Source organism: Bacillus smithii (assembly GCF_001050115.1).
Lineage (GTDB): Bacteria > Bacillota > Bacilli > Bacillales > DSM-4216 > Bacillus_O > Bacillus_O smithii.
This window is the reverse complement of the sequence record NZ_CP012024.1, coordinates 2,300,600-2,314,708: the sequence shown is the minus strand read 5'-3', so window position 1 is coordinate 2,314,708 and position 14,109 is coordinate 2,300,600. Positions and strand designations below refer to the sequence as shown.

Below are 14,109 nucleotides of genomic sequence, written 5' to 3'. Positions count from 1 at the left end.
TTTAGTATGGGGGTATAGGTCGAGTGGAAAATCAATGCAAAAAAATAAAAGAGAAAATAGTAGATTTCAAAAGGTTTGGATGTACTTTGACGGCGCTAAGTGTTTTTCTTTATTTAGGTGTGGTTTTGCCGGTTGAAGGGAAAACAGAGATCCAAACCAATATGCTGATGGCAGGCACAGTGGTTTTGATCATAGGGTCTGCTCTTTTTTTCTATAAAGCTCAAAAATATCATGTTCAATTGACTGAGTACGAAGAAGATGACTGAAGAAATTGAAGAGAACGGATATTGTGCAGGTATTTTCGCTGTTTTCAATATATGTAATACCATCCATCTTTTTACAAAAAATGATATGATATTTGTGGCACTCTTAGTGTAAGATGTAAGAAGGGGTGGTTCGATGGCATTAATGATTCTTGGATTGCTTCTTGCGACGACTATCGGTATCGTGATTGCGCTCGAGGTTGGAGCCGAATAGTGCTTAAAAAGGAAGAGCCGAGATACCTTTAAGGTGTCCTGGCTCTTCCTTTTTATCTTAGTCAGGCTCCATCTTTTTCTTTTCTTTTTCTTCTCGATAAAACTCATGAAACATTTTCATAAGTGCGCGCTTTTCAATTCGAGAAACATAGCTGCGTGAAATGCCGAGTTCTTTGGCAATTTCCCGTTGTGTTTTTTCTTCCTGCATATTCAATCCAAACCTGCCGATGATCACTTCTTTTTCTCTTTCATCAAGTACCCGTAAATATTTCATTACTTTTTCCAGTTCCATGTTTAATTGAATTGTATCAATCACATCTTCAGATTCGGATTTTAAAATGTCAATGAGCGATATTTCGTTTCCTTCTTTATCTTGCCCGATTGGATCGTGAAGAGAAACGTCTTTTTTCGTCTTTTTTAATGCTCTTAAATGCATTAAAATCTCATTTTCTATACAGCGGGCTGCATATGTGGCCAGCTTTGTTCCTTTTCCTTCTGAATAACTTTCAATTGCTTTAATGAGCCCTATGGTCCCGATAGAAATCAAATCTTCCGGGTCTTCCCCTGTATTTTCGAACTTCTTGACAATGTGGGCGACAAGGCGCAAATTGTGCTCGATTAATAAATTTCGTGCTTCTTCGTCGCCTTCTGCCATCCGTTTTAAATAGATTTTTTCTTCATTTGGGGACAGAGGCTGGGGAAACGCGTTGTTTTTTACATAGGAGACGAGAAAGAGAAGTTCTTTAAAAAAATACGAAAAGGCTGAAAATACTCCAAACATAACATCCCCCCTCAAAAGGTGTGCCTATTCTCTATTCATATGCACATGGGGGAACATCATTGCACGTCCTGTTTTTTCTCCATCCGATTTAATGAAATTCCTCAGCAGATTGGATGTTCATCCATCCGGGACGGTGCATTCGTTTCTTACGCCGGAAAAATCGTCGAAGTCTAAACAATCGGATAAAATATTCTTTTTCGGAAAACGTTAGCGAAAGTGCACTTGATTGGTCACAGACATTTTTTTTCGAGACTTACGCGTTCAATGAAAGCGATAGCCATTATGTTAAGACGAGAGGGAGAAATAGCACCTTTAAGGAAGAGGAAATCATGAGAGCGGCGGCAGATGCTGTTTGCGCTGTTCATGACTGGTGCACGGCATTCTTCCTTTCCCTCCACAATCTGGACAATGTGCTTTGAAAATATAGAATTTCGGAATGGTTCCTTTTCCGTTGCACGTTTGGCAAATTTGAATCACCTTCATCTTTTGAGACCTTCTTTCTTCTTTTTCTGCTTATTTTATTCATTACCTTTCGGCAAGGTGTTATTCATGATTCAGCTCATAAATGGCCATTTTTGATTGTTTTCAATAAAATACACTTAGAGTTTTAGAAACAAAAAAAAGCCCGGTGTTTTGGCACGGGCAGAAAAAAGAATTGGATTAAGAGGAAACCTTTACGTTACGATTCAAAGCTCGACGATCCATTTCCGTTTCAATGAGGCGAATAAAATCAGGACTTAACTTGAGTTCAATTGCCTTATAATAGGTTTCAATTAAAAGCTCATCTGATAATAGTCTCATACATCTTTCACCTCCAATGAAACGTTCTACTTGTGAACCGTTCTGCATATCATGGTAGGTTATTCAAGTTGTATCTTTACTTTAGCAGATTTTTCTAAATAGAACAAGCGTTCTATTGTCCACATCGATAAGTGGATAAGCTGTGGTTAACCTGTTCATAAAAGAAATAATGGGTTATTTTACTGGAAGGAAAATGTGAATAAAGTTATCCACAATGGGGGATGCAGGGAATTTGTCGAAAAGTTTTTCCGACGAAACGGTCATATTTTATTGAAAATCAAAGTCTCTTTTCATCTTCAATCATGTATGAAATGGAAAAAGCAAGCCGTTCGGCAAAATTCGATCTTCCTTATAAAGAATCAAGTTTCAATGGTCGGTTGGCATTTTAAAACTCTATCTTCGGACCTTCTTTTTTGGAAGCAGGCGGAGTGTCGGCTTGGCGCTTACATGATAATGAAAAAGACGATTTTTGCATTGTCTAAGTTAAATTTTACAGTGATGATTGCGAAGTGGGCGAGACTCTTGCGGGAAAGCTCGCGGATCGCCCGCAGAAAGCAAGTGAATTTTGCGATCATCAACAATTCTCGATAAAAAAGGGGTCCCCAGGTCATTTTACTGCCTTTTGGGACAGCTCCGACCGAGTTGGCACAGATAATAGATACGAATTTATTTTGAAACTATGAAGAAATTTATGTATGATAATATCGACATCTACATCATAATTGAGGTGCACTTAATTGATTAAAGCATTTTTGCCGAATGAACAAGTCAAAAGCATTTTCGATATTGATCCAGCTACCTTGAAAAAAAGAGGTATAAAGGGGATTATTACCGATCTGGACAATACGTTGGTAGAATGGAATCGACCGAGCGCGACTCCTGAGCTTGAAGAGTGGTTTAATAGAATGAAAAAACACGGTATTCAAGTGACCATCGTTTCGAATAATAATGAAGATCGTGTAAAAGCATTCGCTGAACCGTTGAATATACCTTTTATTCATAAAGCAAGAAAGCCGATGGGCAAGGCTTTTCGCAAAGCGCTGAAAAGGATGAATATAAGCAAAGAGGAAACCGTTGTGATTGGAGACCAGCTTCTGACAGACATTTTAGGAGGAAACCGCGGCGGATTTTATACCATTTTAGTCGTGCCGGTTGCTCAAACGGACGGATTTTGGACGAGAATCAATAGAACGATTGAAAGAAGAATTATGAATGTGTGTAAAAAGAAAGGGTTAATACAATGGGAGGATGAAAGGTGAGCGAACAAGAAATTTATTGTACAGGATGCGGAGTGAAAATACAGACAGAAGATCCGGAAAAAGTAGGCTATACGCCACCTTCTGCATTGCAAAAAGAACAAGTGGTATGCCAACGATGCTTTCGCTTGAAACATTATAATGAAATTCAAGATGTTTCGTTGACGGATGATGATTTTTTGAAAATTTTACATACGCTTGGCGAGACTAAGAGTCTCATTGTAAAAATTGTGGACATCTTTGATTTCAATGGAAGTTGGCTGCCTGGTCTGCCTCGTTTTGTCGGAAATAATCCTGTTTTGCTGATCGGAAATAAAGAGGATTTGCTTCCGAAATCGTTGAAACGGGAACGATTAATAAACTGGATGAAAAAAGAAGCGGAGAAACTGGGGCTCAGACCTATTGATGTTATTTTGGTGAGCGCCTCTAAAGGACATTTTATAAGGGAAGCAATGGAAATGATCGAACACTACCGCGCGGGAAAAGATGTGTACGTGGTGGGATGCACCAACGTAGGAAAATCCACTTTTATCAACCGTATTTTGAAAGAAAGCGGTGAGTCGGGCGAACTGATCACCACATCCCATTTTCCCGGGACCACACTCGATAAGATCGAAATTCCGTTGGAGGACGGAAGTGCTTTAATTGACACGCCGGGGATTATAAACCACCATCAAATGGCGCATTTCGTAGATAAACGTGATTTGAAAATCATCATGCCCAAAAAAGAAATTAAACCGAAAGTATATCAGCTGAATGAAAAACAAACGTTGTTTTTCGGGGGTTTGTCCCGTCTTGATTATCTGAAGGGCGGTCGTCGCTCGCTTGTTTGCTACATGCCGAACGAACTGCAAATTCATCGTACAAAATTGGAAAAAGCCGACTCGTTATATGAAAAGCATGTCGGTGAAATGCTCGTTCCTCCAAGGGAAGAACAGCTGGATGATTTTCCGCCGCTTATCCGCCACGAATTCAAAATCACAGATGCCAAAACGGACATTGTCTTTTCAGGACTTGGTTGGGTAACGGTTCATGAACCGGGTGCAGTGGTAGCGGCTTACGTGCCAAAAGGAGTCAGTGTATTGATTCGAAAATCTTTAATATAATGGTGGGGAAAATGATGAAACTGTATGGAGTGATCGGCGATCCTATCGCTCATTCGATGTCGCCGGCCATGCATAACGATGCTTTTAGCAGGTTGGGAATACCGGCTTATTATCATCCTTTCCATGTCAAGCCAAATGATCTGAAAAAGGCTGTGGAAGGCATGAAAGCCATTGGTGTGGAAGGATTCAACGTAACAATTCCGCATAAAACGGCGATTATTCCGCTATTGGATGAGCTTGATCCTCTGGCGGAAGCGATTGGAGCTGTGAATACTGTTGTTCGCAAAAACGATCGCTGGATCGGTTATAATACAGATGGCGATGGATTTGTCAGAGGATTGAAAGAAGCACTGGGCAGAGATCTTCATCTTGATCATATTTTAATCATCGGTGCCGGGGGAGCGGCGAGAGCCATCTATTATACACTGGCATCTGAACATGTACGATTGATTGATATTGCGAATAGAACGATGGAAAAAGCGGCTCGTCTTGCTGAACAGTGCCCGTTTGAAACAAAAACAAACGTTCTTTCGATTTCCGAAGCTGAGCAAAGAATGGGAAACTATTCGATTGTCATTCAAACGACATCGATCGGGATGAGTCCAAAAACAGATGAAATGCCGTTGTCGCTTTCTTTGTTAAAGAAAGGAACATTTGTATCGGACATTATTTATAATCCACTTGAAACAAAATTTCTGGCGGAAGCCAAAAAACAGGGGGCTATCACCCAAAATGGAATCAAAATGTTTGTCTATCAAGGTGTTTCCGCCTTTGAAAAATGGACGGGCGTGGCTCCTGATGCAAACAGAATGGAGAAAATTGTGCTCGAACAACTAGGAGGGTATCATGTTAACAGGTAAACAAAAACGTTTTTTGCGATCGCAGGCTCATCATTTGAATCCGATTTTTCAAGTGGGAAAAGGCGGCGTGAATGAAAATATGGTGAAACAGATCAATGATGCGTTGGAGGCGCGTGAACTATTAAAAGTGAGCGTCTTGCAAAACTGCGAAGAGGATAAATCGGAAGTGGCCGAACAGTTGGTGAAGGGGACAAACGCAGAACTCGTGCAATTGATCGGTAATACCATTATTTTGTACAAAGAATCCTCTAATAACAAACAAATCGTTCTGCCAAAATGAAGAAAAGAGTAGGCATACTGGGCGGTACTTTTAATCCTCCCCATATCGGTCATTTGATTATTGCGAATGAAGTGCTGTGTGCACTTGGTCTGGATGAAGTTCGATTTATGCCGAATTATGAGCCGCCGCACAAACAAAAAATGGACAGCGTTAGTGTGGAAGATCGATTGGCTATGGTGTCGTTGGCGATTGCCGATCATCCAAAATTCACCATTGAAGAAATTGAACTTTTGAGGATGGGAAAATCGTACACGTACGATACGATGGTTCTATTGAAAGAAAGAGAGCCTGAGACGGAATTTTACTTTATCATCGGCGGCGATATGATTGAATATTTGCCTAAATGGTATCGCATTGAAGAGTTGTGCAAGTTGGTCCAATTTGTTGGCGTTAAGCGCCCCAACTACAGCGTGGATACTCCTTATCCTGTTCTAATCGTGGACGTTCCTGAAATTCAGCTGTCATCTTCGTTTATTCGAAAAAAAATAGCCAAAAACGAAACAGTGAAATATTTATTGCCGGATAGTGTGATTGCCTATATAAAGGAGAATCGATTGTATGAAACGTGAGAAAGCGTTAAAGATTGTGAAAGAACAATTGACGGAACATCGCTTCCAGCACACATTGGGCGTCATGGAGACAGCCATCAAGCTGGCTGCGAAATACGGAGCGGATGAGAAGAAGGCGGAATTGGCGGCTATTTTTCACGATTATGCTAAATTCCGGCCTAAAGAAGAAATGAAACAAATTATCATTGAACAAGCAATGGACCCTAAGCTTCTGCAATTTAATGCTGAATTATGGCATGCACCGGTCGGAGCGTACTTAGCGAAAACAGAAGCAGGCATTGAAGACGAAGAAGTTTTGGATGCCATTCGCTACCATACGTCTGGCAGACCGGATATGACGGTGCTTGATAAAGTCATTTATTTAGCTGACTACATCGAACCGGGCAGACAGTTTCCGGGGGTGGATGAAGTACGGGAAATGGCGGAACGAAACTTAGATGAAGCCCTTATTCAGGCATTAAAAAATACCATCGTGTTTCTTTTGAAAAAAAACCAACCTGTTTTTCCCGATACGGTTGATACGTACAATCACCTAGTGAAAAAGTGGAGGGAAGTAAATGAGTAGTCAAGATCTCTTGTTTACCGCCGTTAAGGCAGCGGATGATAAAAAAGCCGAAAATATCGTCGTTTTAAATATGAAGGGGATTTCCCTTATCGCTGATTATTTTGTCATTTGCCATGGCGGCTCTGATAAGCAAGTTCAGGCCATTGCCAGAGAAATAAAAGAAAAAGTAGAAGAAAAAGGCTTGTTTGTCAAGAGAATGGAAGGGTTCGATGAAGCACGTTGGATTCTTCTTGATCTTGGCGACGTCGTTGTCCATGTTTTCCACCGCGATGAGCGAAGTTACTACAACCTAGAGCGTTTGTGGGGAGATGCGCCGACGGTTGACGTTCAAAGTGAGATTCTAAAATGACGTACGAACGTTTTGCTCTTATATACGACGATTTGATGGAAGATGCTCCTTATGATGCCTGGATTGCATTTTTGGACAGGCATATGAAAAAACATGGGAACGGAGGGGCTCGTATACTGGACTTGGCATGCGGCACAGGAGAGTTAACGGTAAGGCTTGCAGAAAAAGGCTGGAAAACAACAGGCGTTGACTTGTCTGAGACCATGCTGATCGTTGCTCAACAAAAAATAAGCGAGCACGGCTTTCATGTTCCGCTGTTTCAGCAAGATATGCGAGAATTAGAAGGGTTAGGGCGGTTTGACGGAGTAGTGATGTTCTGCGATTCACTGAACTACTTATTAAAAGAGGAAGATGTCCTCCGTACGTTTGAAAGAATATATCAACATTTGGAAGACGGAGGGCTTTTTATGTTTGACGTTCATTCTTTATATAAGATAAACCATGTTTTTCTTCATCATACGTATGCTTTTAATGATGAGGATGCATCCTATATTTGGAATTGTTTTCCCAGTGAGCAGGAGAACAGCGTCGAACACGAACTAACTTTTTTCGTGCGGCAGCAAGAAAACGGCTTATATGAGCGTTTTGACGAATTTCATGTTCAGCGTACTTTCCCGATTGCGGAATATCAAAAATGGCTGGAACAATGCGGTTTTCAAGTGCTTCAAATTAGTGCGGATTTTACGGATGATCCGCCACTAGAACAATCAGAACGAATTTTTTTCGTATGTAAAAAGCTAAGTTCGTAAACAATCGGCCAATCAACTATATGGAAAAGGGGCAGTCACTCAAAAAGAGTGCGCCCCTTTTTTAAAAAAATTTTTGAAAGCGGAAGGATATTGATCTGTAGAAGAAGAATTCATTATATTAAGCTCCGAACTGCTGATTGATCTCCGCAATATCTTCTGCAAATTTCGCGTGAGTTTTGGCAAACAGCTTCTCAAACATATCTCCGATTTCTTGCTCCAAAATAGCAATGCCTTCTCCGGTTATACCGCCTTTGACACAAACTTTTTCTTCCAAGCTTTGCAGTGTATAAATCTTCTTTTTCAATAGTTCTCCCATTCCGATTAGCATTTCAGAAGCAAGATTTTCCGCTGTTTTTTGACTGATGCCCGTTTCGTTCACCGCAGCTTGAATAAACTTGCGGGTCATATAACTGAAAAAAGCCGGCCCGCAGCTGACGATATCCGAAGCGGCCCTTGTCCAACGATCATCTATTTCAACCGGATGAGAAATGGCCTTAATTAAGTGTAAAAATTGATTTTTCCACTCCTCTTGGCAATTTTCTCCAAATGTTACTAATACAGCACCTGCCAAAGCCCGGTTCGTGATGCTGGGGATCGCTCTTATACAAGAACAGGGCAGAAGCGACTCCAATTGGGCCGTGGTAATGGGGCTAGTGATCGAAACGACGCATTTTTCTTTTAAAAAAACCGACTGGTGTTCGGCAATAAGCGAATAGATTTCTTTTGGTTTGACACATAGAAAAATGATGTCGCTTTTTTCAATGACTTCACGGTTATTAGCCGCTACGTTTAATCCAGGGTATTGGGATTTAAGTTTAAGTGATTTCTCAGGAGTGCGATTGTGTATATATACATCCGAAGGGACTAGGGCTTTTGATTCGATGAACGATTCGATTAGAATGGTTCCCATATTTCCCGTACCGATGATTCCTGTCTTCAAATAAGGTCCCTCCTTAAATGACATTTCTCCTACAATGTATGCGTTGAAAAAAATAATATGACTTGAGGTGAAGAGGAACAAAAATGGAACTGCTGCAGCGATATCGTATCCCCGCCTTGATTGCGGCCTCTATTGGGATTCTTCTCTTATTTTTTTACCAAACCGGCCATAAGGAGAAAACAGACCAACCGTCTATTGTGATGCCAAAGGAAGAAACAAAAGAGAATATGACTGAAAAAGCTGTAGAGGAGAAAGAAGAGGGAGCGGCAAAACCACAATCGGTGGTGATTGATGTAAAAGGAGCAGTCATGAGACCGGGAATTTATGAAGCAACGACCAATGACAGGATTTATGATATCGTTCAAAAAGCAGGGGGCTTTCGGAAAGAAGCCGATCAAACGAAAGTAAATTTGGCACAGAAACTACAAGATGAAATGGTTGTGTACATCCCGAAAGTCGGGGAAAAAGAATCGACAACGCTTTCTCAAAGTATTCCTTCCACTCATCCCGCTAATAGTGGAAATGGCCAAGGAGAGCAGCTTGTGAATATTAATACGGCAACGGCGGAGGAATTGCAAAATTTACCCGGCATCGGTGAAACAAGAGCACAATCTATTATTGAGTATAGGGAAACAAACGGAGCCTTTCAAAAGGTCGAAGATTTAAAAAACATTTCTGGAATCGGAGACAAAACTTTTGAAAAATTAAAAGATAAAGTAACAGTGAAATAAGGCGGTATTATTGACGTCAACTTTTCGTTGCCTATAAACTAGAAAGAAAAGCAACGCTTCAGAAAAATATGTCGATTTAAAGGAGAGCATCGCTGTGAGCACAAGAATCACTTGGCATCAATATTTTATGGCTCAAAGCCATTTATTGTCACTAAGAAGTACATGTACGAGATTGGCGGTTGGAGCTACTATTGTTCGGGAAAAAAGAATTATTGCGGGTGGATACAATGGATCCATTGCTGGTGGGGAACATTGTGTGGATGTCGGATGCTATATGGAAGAAGGACATTGCATCCGGACGATTCACGCTGAAATGAATGCTATTTTGCAATGCGCCAAATTTGGAGTGCCAACGAAAAATGCGGAAATTTACGTCACTCATTTTCCGTGCGTGCAGTGTACAAAATCCATTATTCAAGCGGGAATTTCCTCCGTATATTATGCGAATGGCTATCACAACCATCCTTTCAGCCTTGAATTATTTGAAAAAGCGGGGGTAAAAGTAGAACACATTCCCTTTGAATGGCCGATCATTGATCGCAAAAACGAGGAAAAGAAAAAACTTGTACAAACATTGATGGACAAATTGGAATTATCCGGAGAAGATGCTGAAACTTTGCAACAGTTAAAAGCGCAGGTCACGGACTTATTTGGCTAATATATTGGGGGTGGGGAATGAAAGGAAACATTCTCTATTTCGCCGTTTTTTCTCTTTTCGGCAGCATTTGGGCACTGCCTCGTTTTTTAGGCAGCGTCCGTCTTTTTCTTTTGATGATTTGCTTGTTTCTTTTATTCAAGCTTCCTAAAACAGTAGTCATTTCCCTGTTAGCGGTGTCTGTGTTTTTTTATTTGGCCACCTTCATTCGCTCAAGTCATCATCATAGTTTATATGTTGGTACGGAATCGAATTGGACGGTTTCTTTTCAACAAGATATGACCTTCGACGGCGATCAGCTGAAGGCCCGTGTTATTTCTCAAGATGGAGAAAAGCTTGAATTGCGATACACTCTTCATTCTCCAGAAGAAAAACAGCTTCTCCAGCAAAAATTGGTTTCTCCCCTCGTTTGTTCGTTTTCCGGAAAATTACTGGAGCCATCCACAAGCAGAAACGAGAACAGCTTTGATTATAAAACCTATTTATCGGATCATCAAATTTATTGGATCATCGAACCGATCGGCAACATTCGTTTAGACGATTGCTACTACACAAAACCGACGTTTTTGGATCGACTTCAAAAGATGCGTGCACAGGGCATCCAATTAGTCATGGATCAATTTCCGCAAGAAATGAAAGCTGTAGCGGCAGCCCTTCTATTTGGTGATCAAAGCAAAGCAGATGAAGAATTGATGACAGCTTATCAAAAATTGGGGATTATTCATTTGCTTGCCGTTTCCGGTCTCCATGTCCAATTGATAGCAGGCGCCTTTTTTTATCTTTTGATCCGACTAGGGGTGACAAGAGAAACCTCAGCGTGGATTCTGCTGTTTTTATTGCCTCTTTATGCGGTGATGACCGGAGGATCTCCTCCTGTTGTAAGATCTGTACTGATGACGAGTTTTCTCCTCCTTGCCTCTCTAACCAAAAGGGGATGGACTTCATTAGATGCCATCGGAGCCAGTTTTATGTTGGTCATCTTATACGATCCTTTTTTGCTGTACCACATCGGTTTACAGCTGAGCTATATGGTGAGCGTTTCTCTTTTGCTTTCCTCCCCGTTGATTTCCCGATTGAAAAGTGCTTTGGGAAAGTCATTTGCCATTACGTTGATCTCCCAAGCGTCCAGTATTCCGCTTCTACTTTATCATTTCTATGAAATTTCCATTATATCCCTTGCGGCCAATTTATTCTTTGTTCCATTTTATTCTTTTTTGATGATGCCGCTTTCTCTTTTCAGTTTTTTGTTTCTCAAAGTTGCTGGAGGATTGCCGCCACCCGTCCAAACATTTTCATGGTTGTTCGGCAAAATCAATCAGTTTGCTGAAGATTGCGGAAACCTGCCATTTGCCACTATTGTCACTGGAAAGCCTAATGAGTTCTTTCTTTTTTTGTACATGGGGGCTGTTTTCTTCTTCTTTTTTTTGTGGGAAAAATATCATTCCATGATAAAGGCAAGTCTTTTATTAGCTGCAGTATTGGTCGTCCATCTTATGTGCTTGCGTATGAGCCCTTATGGAGAAGTTACTTTTATCGATGTCGGTCAGGGGGACTCTATTTTCATCCATCTCCCGTTTCATAAAGGCAACTATTTAATCGATACTGGCGGACATCTTCCCTTTCAAAGAGACGAATGGCAAGAAAAAAGCAGGGAATTTTCCGTTGGGAGGGATATTTTAGTACCTTATTTGAAAAGCAAAGGAATTACGGAAATTGATAAACTGATTTTGACTCACGGCGATTATGACCATGTCGGAGCGGCGACAGAAATCATTCCTGCTGTCCATATCCGGGAAATCATCATTACTCCGGGATCTGAAAAAGACGCCATCATGAAAAGAATAATTCGGCTTGCTTTCCAAAAACAAATCAAAGTTACTGAAGGGATAGAGGGGCAAGGATGGAACACAGGCAACTTTGCCTTTTTGTTTCTTTCTCCTGACGATTCATTTTATGAAGGAAATAATGATTCTCTAGTGCTGTATGCCAAGATAGGCGGATTGAGATGGCTGTTTACAGGAGATTTGGAGAAGGAGGGGGAGGCTGAGCTTGTCCAGCAATGGAATTTAAAAGCGGATATATTAAAGGTCGGGCATCATGGGAGCAAGACATCTACATCCCCAAAATTTCTAGAGGCTGTGAACCCGAAAATCGCAGTGATTTCAGTCGGAGTGAAAAATCGTTACGGACATCCTCATCCGGAGGTGATCCGTTTGTTGGAGGAGCAACATATCAATGTGTTTCGCACAGATCTCAATGGGCAGATCACCTACAAATTTTACAAGGAAAAAGGAACGTTCCAGACTCATTTTCCATAGCATATAGTAGTTCAAAAAAAGAAGTTCGTCCCTTTATGACGAACTTTTCATCCACTTACCCAATCGCTTTAATCGTTACTCCTATCAGAAAGATAATGGTGAAGAAAAGAAACGAAACCCCAAAACCTACACCAGAATCTACGGCGTCATTGCGCTTTGACTGGACATCTTTTTCGAATTCGTTCATCCTATCCCCTCCTATTTTTTTCAGTATATTCGATCTATACAAAAAAATCTATAGCTCCTCGAACAATTTCCTTCTATGACAAGAGTTGACACCTATATTTTGATCTTGTATGGCGACAATATAAACAGCGAGGTTTACCGCTGGCCAACAAAAGTTCCCGGGACTTTTTTGCCAGCGTTTATATAGATTTGGCAAGGGGTGCATCAACGGGTAAAAGATGTTCCCCTTGTCAAAAAGGAATTGCTTTTTTATGATAGATCTGCAATGGATGAATAAAAAAGCAATTGGAGAGTATAGACGCTGATGAATGTATGGGAAAAAATTGAGAAAAGACAATTTTCTCCGCTTTACTTAGTATATGGACCAGAAACGTTTTTTATGAGTGAATTAAAGCAAAAGTTGCTTCAATATGCGTTAAACGAAGAAGAAATGGATTTTAATTTTTCCTCGTACGATTTGGAAGAAACACCGGTCGAGTTGGCGATTGAAGACGCCGAAACGCTTCCGTTTTTAGGGGAAAGGCGTTTAGTGGTGCTACATAATCCCGTTTTTTTAAAGGCGGAGAAGTCGAAAGAAAAAGTGGAGCATAACCTAAAAAGGCTGTTGGATTACATTGAAAAACCGGCGCCTTATTCCATCGTCGTTTTTGCCGCGCCTTATGAAAAATTGGATGAACGTAAAAAAATCACAAAGCGATTAAAGGAAAAGGCTGAAACGTTTGAGGCGAAAAAACTGAATGAGAAAGAAACCATGATCTGGATAAAAGAACGCGCAAAAGCCAAAAACAAAGAAATGGATGATGCTGCTGTCCAACAACTGATGACTCTTGCAGGAATGAATTTAATGATTTTGGCCAGCGAGATTGACAAACTTGCCATGTATGCCACAGAAACAAGTGTTATCGATGCAGGAATGGTGGAACGGTTAACGGCAAAATCGCTCGAACAAAATGTTTTTTCTTTAGTGGATAAAATAGTGAACGGCAAGATCGAAGAAGCGTTTGAAATTTATTATGATTTGTTAAAACAAAATGAAGAACCCATCAAATTATTATCTATCATTGCAAGCCAATTTCGGCTTATTTACCAAGTAAAAGAGCTGGCAAGGAAGGGTTATGGACAGCAAAAAATAGCTGCCATTTTGAAGGTGCATCCTTTTCGTGTAAAGCTGGCTCTTGAAAAGGCACAGAAATTTACAGAAGAAGATTTGGCGCGGATCATCCATCTGCTGGCAGAATGCGACTATGCGATGAAAACAAGCGCGATGGATAAAAAGATGGTCATTGAGCTATTTTTATTAAAATTTTTTGGAAGGAATCAAAAATAAGCAGTGTTCCTCTGTCGAGAATGGACCATCTACCATCTTTTGTCGGAGTTTGAAAAACTGGAATTTTGTCTGTGGGGGAAATTAAGTCACCTTCATGGATAAAAAGTGCAAAATAAAAAAGGATGTCCGTTTGACATCCTTTCAGACTGTCGACAAATCC

18 protein-coding genes are annotated in these 14,109 nt (G+C 40.7%); 14 read left to right on the top strand and 4 right to left on the bottom strand.

Translation table 11 applies throughout. The features are described from left to right. Positions 1 to 23 precede the first annotated feature (23 nt). A complete protein-coding gene (locus tag BSM4216_RS10900; RefSeq protein ID WP_048623727.1) occupies positions 24 to 266 on the top strand; it encodes a YrhC family protein in 243 nt (80 codons plus the stop codon). A 268-nt stretch (positions 267 to 534) separates the two neighbouring features. Here the strand turns inward: BSM4216_RS10900 and sigK are convergent, their stop codons facing one another. After that, complete coding sequence (gene sigK / locus BSM4216_RS10895; protein ID WP_048623726.1) at positions 535 to 1,257, bottom strand: RNA polymerase sporulation sigma factor SigK; 723 nt, start codon at positions 1,255 to 1,257, stop codon at positions 535 to 537. A gap of 660 nt (positions 1,258 to 1,917) precedes the next feature. Beyond that, complete coding sequence (locus BSM4216_RS10890) at positions 1,918 to 2,058, bottom strand: sporulation histidine kinase inhibitor Sda (RefSeq protein WP_048623725.1); 141 nt, start codon at positions 2,056 to 2,058, stop codon at positions 1,918 to 1,920. Between the two features lie 195 nt (positions 2,059 to 2,253). On the opposite strand from BSM4216_RS10890, the gene BSM4216_RS10885 reads away from it, so the two are divergent. From BSM4216_RS10885 to BSM4216_RS10845, 9 genes are all read left to right on the top strand, one after another. Then, positions 2,254 to 2,649, top strand: a complete 396-nt coding sequence (locus BSM4216_RS10885) for a hypothetical protein (RefSeq protein WP_003355440.1) — start codon at positions 2,254 to 2,256, stop codon at positions 2,647 to 2,649. 146 nt (positions 2,650 to 2,795) lie between these two features. Then, complete coding sequence (locus BSM4216_RS10880) at positions 2,796 to 3,317, top strand: YqeG family HAD IIIA-type phosphatase (RefSeq protein WP_003355439.1); 522 nt, start codon at positions 2,796 to 2,798, stop codon at positions 3,315 to 3,317. Beyond that, complete coding sequence (gene yqeH, locus BSM4216_RS10875; protein ID WP_003355438.1) at positions 3,314 to 4,420, top strand: ribosome biogenesis GTPase YqeH; 1,107 nt, start codon at positions 3,314 to 3,316, stop codon at positions 4,418 to 4,420. Before BSM4216_RS10880 ends, yqeH begins: the two co-directional genes overlap by 4 nt. A gap of 11 nt (positions 4,421 to 4,431) precedes the next feature. Then, positions 4,432 to 5,280: a shikimate dehydrogenase gene (gene aroE / locus BSM4216_RS10870; RefSeq protein ID WP_048624502.1), complete on the top strand. Its 849-nt coding sequence runs from the start codon at positions 4,432 to 4,434 to the stop codon at positions 5,278 to 5,280. Then, positions 5,267 to 5,560: a ribosome assembly RNA-binding protein YhbY gene (gene yhbY / locus BSM4216_RS10865; protein WP_003355436.1), complete on the top strand. Its 294-nt coding sequence runs from the start codon at positions 5,267 to 5,269 to the stop codon at positions 5,558 to 5,560. Before aroE ends, yhbY begins: the two co-directional genes overlap by 14 nt. After that, positions 5,557 to 6,129, top strand: coding sequence for a nicotinate-nucleotide adenylyltransferase (locus tag BSM4216_RS10860; protein WP_048623724.1), 573 nt, complete (start codon positions 5,557 to 5,559; stop codon positions 6,127 to 6,129). Before yhbY ends, BSM4216_RS10860 begins: the two co-directional genes overlap by 4 nt. Then, positions 6,119 to 6,694, top strand: a complete 576-nt coding sequence (gene yqeK, locus BSM4216_RS10855) for a bis(5'-nucleosyl)-tetraphosphatase (symmetrical) YqeK (protein ID WP_048623723.1) — start codon at positions 6,119 to 6,121, stop codon at positions 6,692 to 6,694. Before BSM4216_RS10860 ends, yqeK begins: the two co-directional genes overlap by 11 nt. Beyond that, entirely contained in the window at positions 6,687 to 7,043 is a 357-nt protein-coding gene (gene rsfS / locus BSM4216_RS10850) for a ribosome silencing factor (RefSeq protein WP_048623722.1), read from the top strand. Before yqeK ends, rsfS begins: the two co-directional genes overlap by 8 nt. Continuing rightward, positions 7,040 to 7,792, top strand: a complete 753-nt coding sequence (locus BSM4216_RS10845) for a class I SAM-dependent DNA methyltransferase (protein ID WP_048623721.1) — start codon at positions 7,040 to 7,042, stop codon at positions 7,790 to 7,792. The genes rsfS and BSM4216_RS10845 overlap by 4 nt, the downstream gene beginning before the upstream one ends. A 118-nt stretch (positions 7,793 to 7,910) precedes the next feature. Here the strand turns inward: BSM4216_RS10845 and comER are convergent, their stop codons facing one another. Further along, positions 7,911 to 8,732, bottom strand: coding sequence for a late competence protein ComER (gene comER, locus BSM4216_RS10840; RefSeq protein ID WP_003355430.1), 822 nt, complete (start codon positions 8,730 to 8,732; stop codon positions 7,911 to 7,913). A gap of 83 nt (positions 8,733 to 8,815) precedes the next feature. On the opposite strand from comER, the gene BSM4216_RS10835 reads away from it, so the two are divergent. From BSM4216_RS10835 to BSM4216_RS10825, 3 genes are all read left to right on the top strand, one after another. Beyond that, positions 8,816 to 9,463, top strand: coding sequence for a helix-hairpin-helix domain-containing protein (locus BSM4216_RS10835; RefSeq protein WP_053083254.1), 648 nt, complete (start codon positions 8,816 to 8,818; stop codon positions 9,461 to 9,463). 127 nt (positions 9,464 to 9,590) lie between these two features. Beyond that, the gene (locus BSM4216_RS10830; protein ID WP_040341964.1) at positions 9,591 to 10,121 is read left to right on the top strand and encodes a ComE operon protein 2; all 531 of its coding nucleotides are present in this window, start codon (positions 9,591 to 9,593) and stop codon (positions 10,119 to 10,121) included. Positions 10,122 to 10,138: 17 nt separating this feature from the next. Next, positions 10,139 to 12,436 (top strand): DNA internalization-related competence protein ComEC/Rec2, encoded by a 2,298-nt coding sequence (locus tag BSM4216_RS10825; protein ID WP_048623720.1) that lies wholly within the window; start codon positions 10,139 to 10,141, stop codon positions 12,434 to 12,436. Positions 12,437 to 12,491: 55 nt separating this feature from the next. Here BSM4216_RS10825 and BSM4216_RS16395 read toward each other — a convergent pair whose 3' ends face one another. Next, entirely contained in the window at positions 12,492 to 12,623 is a 132-nt protein-coding gene (locus tag BSM4216_RS16395) for a YqzM family protein (RefSeq protein ID WP_003355426.1), read from the bottom strand. A 303-nt stretch (positions 12,624 to 12,926) separates the two neighbouring features. Here BSM4216_RS16395 and holA point away from each other — a divergent pair, with 303 nt between their 5' ends. Then, positions 12,927 to 13,949 (top strand): DNA polymerase III subunit delta, encoded by a 1,023-nt coding sequence (gene holA, locus BSM4216_RS10815; RefSeq protein WP_048623719.1) that lies wholly within the window; start codon positions 12,927 to 12,929, stop codon positions 13,947 to 13,949. Positions 13,950 to 14,109: the final 160 nt, after the last annotated feature.